Source organism: Sulfitobacter sp. HI0040 (assembly GCF_001634885.1).
In the GTDB taxonomy this organism is placed as follows: Bacteria; Pseudomonadota; Alphaproteobacteria; order Rhodobacterales; family Rhodobacteraceae; genus Sulfitobacter.
This window is the reverse complement of record NZ_LWEX01000178.1, coordinates 1-6,821: the sequence shown is the minus strand read 5'-3', so window position 1 is coordinate 6,821 and position 6,821 is coordinate 1. Positions and strand designations below refer to the sequence as shown.

General features: G+C 59.4%; 5 protein-coding genes and 4 pseudogenes. All 9 read left to right on the top strand.

Going from position 1 to position 6,821, the window contains the following annotated elements:
- Positions 1–774, top strand: a 774-nt coding sequence (locus A3728_RS11415; protein ID WP_067923639.1) for a GDP-mannose 4,6-dehydratase, incomplete at its 5' end; no start/stop codon positions are given.
- A 4-nt stretch (positions 775–778) separates the two neighbouring features.
- On the top strand, positions 779–1,738 hold the full coding sequence (gene fcl, locus A3728_RS11410; protein WP_067923636.1) for a GDP-L-fucose synthase: 960 nt from the start codon (positions 779–781) through the stop codon (positions 1,736–1,738).
- 9 nt (positions 1,739–1,747) lie between these two features.
- Positions 1,748–2,267: pseudogene (locus A3728_RS11405) on the top strand (sugar phosphate nucleotidyltransferase); the annotation flags it as partial.
- 64 nt (positions 2,268–2,331) lie between these two features.
- Positions 2,332–3,095 (top strand): annotated as a pseudogene (locus tag A3728_RS22335) (IS5 family transposase).
- 2 nt (positions 3,096–3,097) lie between these two features.
- A pseudogene (locus tag A3728_RS11390) lies at positions 3,098–3,775 on the top strand (sugar phosphate nucleotidyltransferase); the annotation flags it as partial.
- Positions 3,776–3,851: 76 nt separating this feature from the next.
- Positions 3,852–4,656 (top strand): IS5 family transposase gene (locus A3728_RS22330; RefSeq protein WP_443069068.1). Its coding sequence is split into 2 segments (ribosomal slippage): positions 3,852–4,180 and positions 4,179–4,656, totalling 807 coding nucleotides; the frame shifts between segments, so codons are not numbered across the junction.
- Positions 4,655–4,912, top strand: a pseudogene (locus tag A3728_RS11375) (cupin domain-containing protein); the annotation flags it as partial. The gene A3728_RS22330 and the pseudogene A3728_RS11375, both read left to right, overlap by 2 nt.
- Entirely contained in the window at positions 4,909–6,093 is a 1,185-nt protein-coding gene (locus A3728_RS11370; protein WP_067923623.1) for a nucleotide sugar dehydrogenase, read from the top strand. The pseudogene A3728_RS11375 and the gene A3728_RS11370, both read left to right, overlap by 4 nt.
- A 553-nt stretch (positions 6,094–6,646) precedes the next feature.
- On the top strand, positions 6,647–6,821 hold a 175-nt coding region (locus A3728_RS22320; RefSeq protein ID WP_150120747.1), incomplete at its 3' end, for a helix-turn-helix domain-containing protein.

Below are 6,821 nucleotides of genomic sequence, written 5' to 3'. Positions count from 1 at the left end.
ATCCGTTTTCTGGGGCTCGAAAAGAAGACCCGCTTCTACCAGGCATCAACCTCTGAACTCTACGGCCTCGTGCAGGAAATTCCCCAGACCGAGTCAACACCTTTCCACCCGCGCAGCCCCTATGCGGTGGCCAAGATGTATGCCTATTGGATCACCGTGAACTACCGCGAGGCCTATGGCATGTATGCCTGTAACGGCATCCTCTTTAACCACGAAAGCCCCCGTCGCGGAGAGACTTTCGTGACCCGCAAGATCACCCGCGGTCTGGCCAATATCGCGCAGGGGTTGGAGCCCTGCCTCCACATGGGCAATATCGACGCGCTGCGCGATTGGGGCCATGCAAAAGACTACGTGCGGATGCAGTGGATGATGCTGCAACAGGATACGCCCGAAGATTTTGTCATCGCCACGGGTGTACAATACTCCGTGCGCCAGTTCATCGAATGGTCCGCCGCCGAGTTGGGCATCACGCTGCGGTTTGAGGGCATAGGACTGGACGAGGTCGGAATTGTCGCCGCGATTGAGGGCGACGCGGCGCCCGCACTTTCGGTTGGCGATGTGATCGTTCGCATCGACCCGCGCTATTTCCGCCCCGCCGAGGTCGAGACGCTGCTTGGCGATCCTTCCAAAGCCAAGGCAAAGCTTGGCTGGACGCCCGAGATTACCGTGCAGGAAATGTGCGCGGAAATGGTCGCCCATGATCTGCAAAACGCGCGTCGCACCCGTTTGTTGCGCGAACACGGGCTGGACCTGCACATTTCGATCGAGAGTTAAGGCAATGCGCAAGATATACCTTGCAGGCCACCGAGGGATGGTTGGTGGCGCGATCCTGCGGCAGTTGCAAGCGCGTGGCGAAACGAACATCGTCACCCGCACCCATGCGGAACTCGACCTGACAGATCAGGGTGCTGTGCGGGCATTCATGCAGGCCGAGCGCCCCGATGTGGTGATCCTTGCCGCTGCCAAAGTGGGTGGGATCCTTGCCAACAACAGCTACCCCGCTGACTTCATCTACGACAACCTGATGATCGAGGCGAATGTCACCCATCAGGCCTATGCCGCTGGCGTCACGCGGCTTTTGCAGCTTGGCTCATCCTGCATCTACCCCCGCGCCGTTCCGCAGCCAATGCGCGAGGACGCACTGCTGGCCGGCGTGCTGGAGCCGACGAACGAACCCTACGCCATCGCCAAGATCGCCGGGATCAAGCTCTGCGAGAGCTACAACCGCCAGCACGGCACCGATTATCGCTCGGTCATGCCGACGAACCTCTACGGGCCCGGCGACAACTTCCACCCCGAGAACAGCCACGTGCTTCCCGCTCTGATCCGCCGTTTTCACGAGGCCGCGCAATCGGGGGACGAAGATGTCGTTATCTGGGGTACCGGCACGCCGCGCCGCGAATTCCTGCATGTGGATGACATGGCCGCCGCTTCGCTCTTTGTGCTTGATTTGCCTAAGGCCGAGTATGAGGCAAACACCCAGCCAATGCTCAGCCATATCAATGTTGGATCAGGCACCGATATCTCGATCCTTGAACTGGCGCAGAAGGTTGCGGCTGTCACGGGTTACACGGGCCGCATTGTGACCGACCCGAGCAAACCCGACGGCACCCCGCGCAAGCTGATGGATGTTTCGCGGCTTACCCAGATGGGCTGGTCCGCGCGGATCGGGCTGGATCAGGGGCTTGCGGAAACCTACCAATGGTTTCTGGCCAATCCTGAAACCTTCAGGCGTTAAGAGTTACTTATGGAAAACCTAATTCACCCCGTTCTCCTGTGTGGCGGCTCCGGCACGCGGCTTTGGCCCTTGTCGCGCAAGTCCTACCCCAAACAGTTCGTCAAGCTGACCGGCGACGAAAGCCTTTATCAGGCCTCCGCGCGTCGCTTGTCGGGGGATGGCTTTGCCGCGCCCACGATCGTCACCGCCGCCGACTTTCGCTTTATCGTGATCGAGCAACTCGCCTCCCTCGAGATTGCGCCTGTCGACATCCTGATCGAGCCTTCCGCAAAAAACACCGCCGCCGCGATCTGCTCTGCCGCCCTGGCACTAGAGGCCCGTGCGCCGGGTTCGCTGATGCTGGTGGCGCCATCGGACCATGTAATCCCCGACGCCGCCCGTTTCCGCGACGCTGTTCAGGCCGCCGCACCTGCCGCCTCCGCCGGTCAACTTGTCACCTTCGGCATCCGCCCCGACCGCCCCGAAACAGGCTATGGCTGGCTTGAGCTCATCGAGGCACCCGACGCAGACTTCGCTCCTAGGATGCGTACCCATTAACAGGATTCCCTTCGCGCTGCGTCCGTGATTCACTGATTCCGGGACAGGAGGTAGTGATGGCGCGTTTTGATCTGACGGATGGCGAGTGGGGGCTGATCCAGCCGCTGTTGCCCAACAAGCCAAGGGGTGTGGCGCGGGTGGATGACCGGCGGGTTCTGAATGGCATCTTCTGGGTGCTGCGAACCGGGTCGCCGTGGCGCGACCTGCCGGAGAGGTATGGCCCCTACACGACCGTCTACAACCGGTTCAACAGGTGGGCGAAAGCGGGCGTCTGGGTCCAGATCTTTGAAACGCTGGCAGAAAAATCCCCCGACAGCATGCAGTTCATCGACTCCTCGATCATCCGGGCACACCAGCAGGCGGCGGCCAAAAAAGGGGGGCCGATCACACCCTTGGCCGCTCTCGTGGCGGACTGAGCACCAAGATCAACGCGATGGTGGATCATCGCGGACTGCCGCTGGCGATCACGCTGTCGCCCGGGCAGGCATCGGACAAGGCGGCGGTCGCTGACCTGCTTGCCGCTCATCCCGCCCCCGGAGATGTCGTCGCGGACCGGGGATATGACGCCCGCGCGATCCTCGAGCTGATCGCGGCGCGCGGCGGGCGGGGCCACATCCCAACGCAACGAGACCGGAAAGTTCAGCGCTCGGTCGATCCCGCGCTCTACCGCCAGCGCAACTTGGTCGAGTAGTTCTTCCACAAGCTCAAACACTTCCGCAAGATCGCCACCCGATACGAAAAAACCGCCCGAGACTATCTTGCCGCGGTCCTTATCGCCTGCTCACGCCTCTGGGTCAGACATTATGAGTCCGCATCCTAGCGCCCCAGCCCCTCAAGAGCTTTGTTGAAAAGCCCGACCAGGCGAAGGCCGACACACTCTTGAAAGGTGGCTTGCACCTTTGGAACGCGGGGATCTTCCTCTTTACAAGCACGGCGATCCTGGACGCATTCGCCGAGCACGCGCCAGAGGTTCTTTCGGCCCGTCGGGCTGCGGTCGATGGCGCCGAAAAGGACCTGTCCTTCACCCGACTAAAGGCAGAGCCTTGGGATAAATTGCCCGATATCTCCATTGATTACGCCGTGATGGAGCGCGCGGGCAATCTAACCGTCGTTCCTTATGGCGGCGCTTGGTCAGACCTGGGCGATTGGCAAGCGGTCTGGCGTGAAGGCGATGCTGATGAGAAAGCCGTCGTCACGACCGGACCGGCGACTGCGCTCGATTGCGATTCCACTCTGTTGCAAGCCACCACCGGCGCACAACAGCTTGTAGGGATCGGATTGACCGACATTGTCGCGGTTGCCATGCCTGATGCGGTGCTGGTCGCACATAAGGACCGCGCTCAAGATGTCAAAGACGCAGTTGCCGCACTGAAAGCCCAAGGTGTATCGCAAGCTACGGCTCTGCCACGCGACTACCGACCCTGGGGCTGGTACGAGAGCCTCGTCATCGGGCCACGTTTTCAGGTCAAACGTATCGTTGTACATCCGGGTGCGCCCCTCTAGGTCACGCACTCATAAATGACTAGCGCGGTTTCGGGATTGCTGATTCACTTCTGTGAGAGAGGAGAGCAGCAAGATGCAACGTCGCTACGAATTGACAGACTTCGAATGGTCGATCATCGAACCGCTTCTGCTGAACAAGCCGCGTGGTGTGCCGCGGGTGGATGACCGGCGGGTGCTGAACGGCATCTACTGGCGGCTGAGAACCGGATCGCCCTGGGCCGACATCCCGGAACGTTATGGACCCTACACGACCTGCTACAATCGGTTTGTCCGCTGGGCGAAGCTGGGTGTGTGGGACCGGATATTCGATGCGGTGTCAGCGGCCTACGAAGGTTCGGAACAGTCGGTGGACAGTTCCTCGATCCGCGTTCACCAGCACGGGGCCAACGCAAAAAGGGGGCGCGCAGACCGCCGGCACCGCCGGTCTGGCTGACCTTCGAGCCGTCTGCCTGGGGCGCTCACGGGGCGGTCTGACCACCAAGATCCACGCAGTCTCCGACGCGCGCGGCCTGCCGATCACGCTGAAGCTGACCGCCGGACAGGCGCACGACGGACGCTCGGCGGATGACATGCTGGACACGGTCGGGGCGGGGCAAACCCTGCTCGCCGACGCCGCCTACGACAGCAACCGACTGCGCGAACGCCTCGCCGCTGTCGGCGCAAGAGCCGTCATCAAGCCAATCCCGCGACGCAGCACACCACCACCGCTGGATCGGCACGCTTACCGACGCCGCAATAGGATCGAACGCTTCTTCTCAAAACTCAAGCACTACAGGGCCATCGCAACACGATACGAGAAACACGACGCCAACTTTCTCGCTCTCATCAAACTCGCCGCAACACGCATCTGGTTGCGGGTTTATGAGTCGGTAGCCTAGCCTCCAAAGCCACCACCACCGCGCCGAGCATTGGATTGTCGTGGAGGGCACCGCCAAGGTGACGGTCGATGAAGGGGTAAAGCTCATCACCGAAAACCAAAGCGTCTACATCCCCCTCGGCGCTGTGCACCGCATGGAAAATCCCGGCAAAGTCCCGTTGACGCTGATCGAGGTGCAAACTGGCAGTTATCTCGGCGAGGACGACATCATCCGATACGAGGATGTCTACGCCCCCGGGCAAGGGGCGAAGGGATGAGCGCACAAAATCAAAAGAACATCGTAGTTGTGGGCATCGGCAACGTCGGCTTGTCCAATGCCGCTCTGCTGGCGCAAAACCATAGAGTCACTGCAGTTGACCTTTCCGCAGAGCGAGTGGCCATGGTGAACGCCAAACAGTGCCCAATTGCCGATTCCGAGCTTGAGGAGTTCCTCTCGACGCGCCCAATACACTTGAACGCCACGACAGACCTGGAAGCCGCCTTAAGTGGTGCCGAGATTGTCATCATCGCGACTCCCACGGACTATAATCCCAAAACGGATTTCTTTGACACGTCTTCTGTAAAGAGCGTGACGCAGATCGTCTCGACGGTGGCACCCGACGCTACAGTCGTGATCAAGTCTACCATTCCAGTGGGCTTCACGCAGAGCTTGCGGGACCGCACTGGCAATCCAAATATTCTATTCAGTCCTGAATTCTTGCGCGAAGGCCGCGCACTTTACGACAATCTACATCCTAGTCGCATCATCGTGGGCGACATGTCGGACCGCGGTCTCGCGTTTGCTAACTTATTGACTGAAGCAGCTGAGAAGCAAGACGTTCCCGTCTTGTTTACTGAAAGCTACGAGGCCGAGGCGATCAAGCTTTTCGCCAATACCTACCTTGCCATGCGGGTCGCCTTCTTCAACGAGCTCGACAGCTATGCCATTGCCAATGGGCTCGACTCACGGCAAATAATCGAAGGTGTGGGGCTCGATCCGCGCATTGGCACTCACTACAACAACCCGTCCTTTGGCTATGGCAGCTATTGTCTACCAAAGGATACAAAGCAACTCTTGGCTAATTACACGGCCGTGCCACAAAATCTAATTTCTGCTATTGTGGATGCCAACCGTACCCGGAAAGACTTCCTAGCCGATCAAATTGTCGCCAAGCAGCCAAAGGTGGTAGGCGTCTATCGGCTGGTGATGAAAGCCGGGTCCGACAACTTTCGGCAATCGTCGATTCAAGGGATCATGAAGCGCATCAAAGCCAAAGGCATCGAAGTGATCGTCTTTGAGCCCATGCTGAAAGACGAGATTTTCTTTGGACCAAAAGTAATCCGAGATTTGGAGAAGTTCACACAAAACGCCGACGTCGTTGTTGCAAACCGTCTAACCGACGAAATCGAAGAAATACGTCACAAAGTCTACACCAGGGACTTGTTTGGCGAAGACTGACGCGTCTTGAGCTCTTGCGCGCGGTGAAGGGCTAAGCCAAGCGTCAAAAAAATGCCCACCAGCACGACGTCTCCGTCATTTGCGCTTGGGGTTCGATTTGAGTCGATACCCACCAAGTCAGTCGAAATGAACTGGATGCCAGAAGTGAGCCCACTCTTGACCCCCAGAAGGACGTTTGGTCAGCAGTGAAATAGCCGTCCGCAACTCGAAAAAACCCCTGCAGCTCGACGGTATCGCCCGCAGTGAGGTCCACCATCGTCTGCAGCCAGAGCGCGGTTGCCCCGGAGAATTGCGTGGTAAGCGGTGCGCCACTCCCACACTTACGGCATGACGCTTGATCTGCGATTCAGAGGCTTCTTTGATTAGTGGGGAGTTTCTCGATGGGAGCTATAAGCGAGTTTCTGGCAAGTGCGCCTCGCCGTGCGGACGGCAAGCGGAATTGGCCGCGGGAGTTGAAGGCTCGGATCGTGGCGGAGACGCTGATAGAAGGCGAGACGGTTGGACTTGCCCTTCAAAAGTGGAGAGCACCAACTGAGGAACCAGGAGGTGTTCTATGGAAAACGGAAACAGGCCGACGCCGGAGTTTCGGCGTGAAGCAGTTCGGCTGGCATTGACGAGCGGCAGGACGCGGCGGGAGATCGCGGAAGATTTGCGTATCGGGTTATCGACGCTGACGCGGTGGCTGAGCCAGGAGCGCGACGCCATTGAGCCGAGTGAGACCCCCATCG

Bases quoted from the DNA above. Each gene is read 5' to 3' on its own strand.
- fcl (WP_067923636.1), top strand. From the start codon at position 779: ATGCGCAAGATATACCTTGCAGGCCACCGAGGGATGGTTGGTGGCGCG.
- A3728_RS11370 (WP_067923623.1), top strand. From the start codon at position 4,909: ATGAGCGCACAAAATCAAAAGAACATCGTAGTTGTGGGCATCGGCAAC.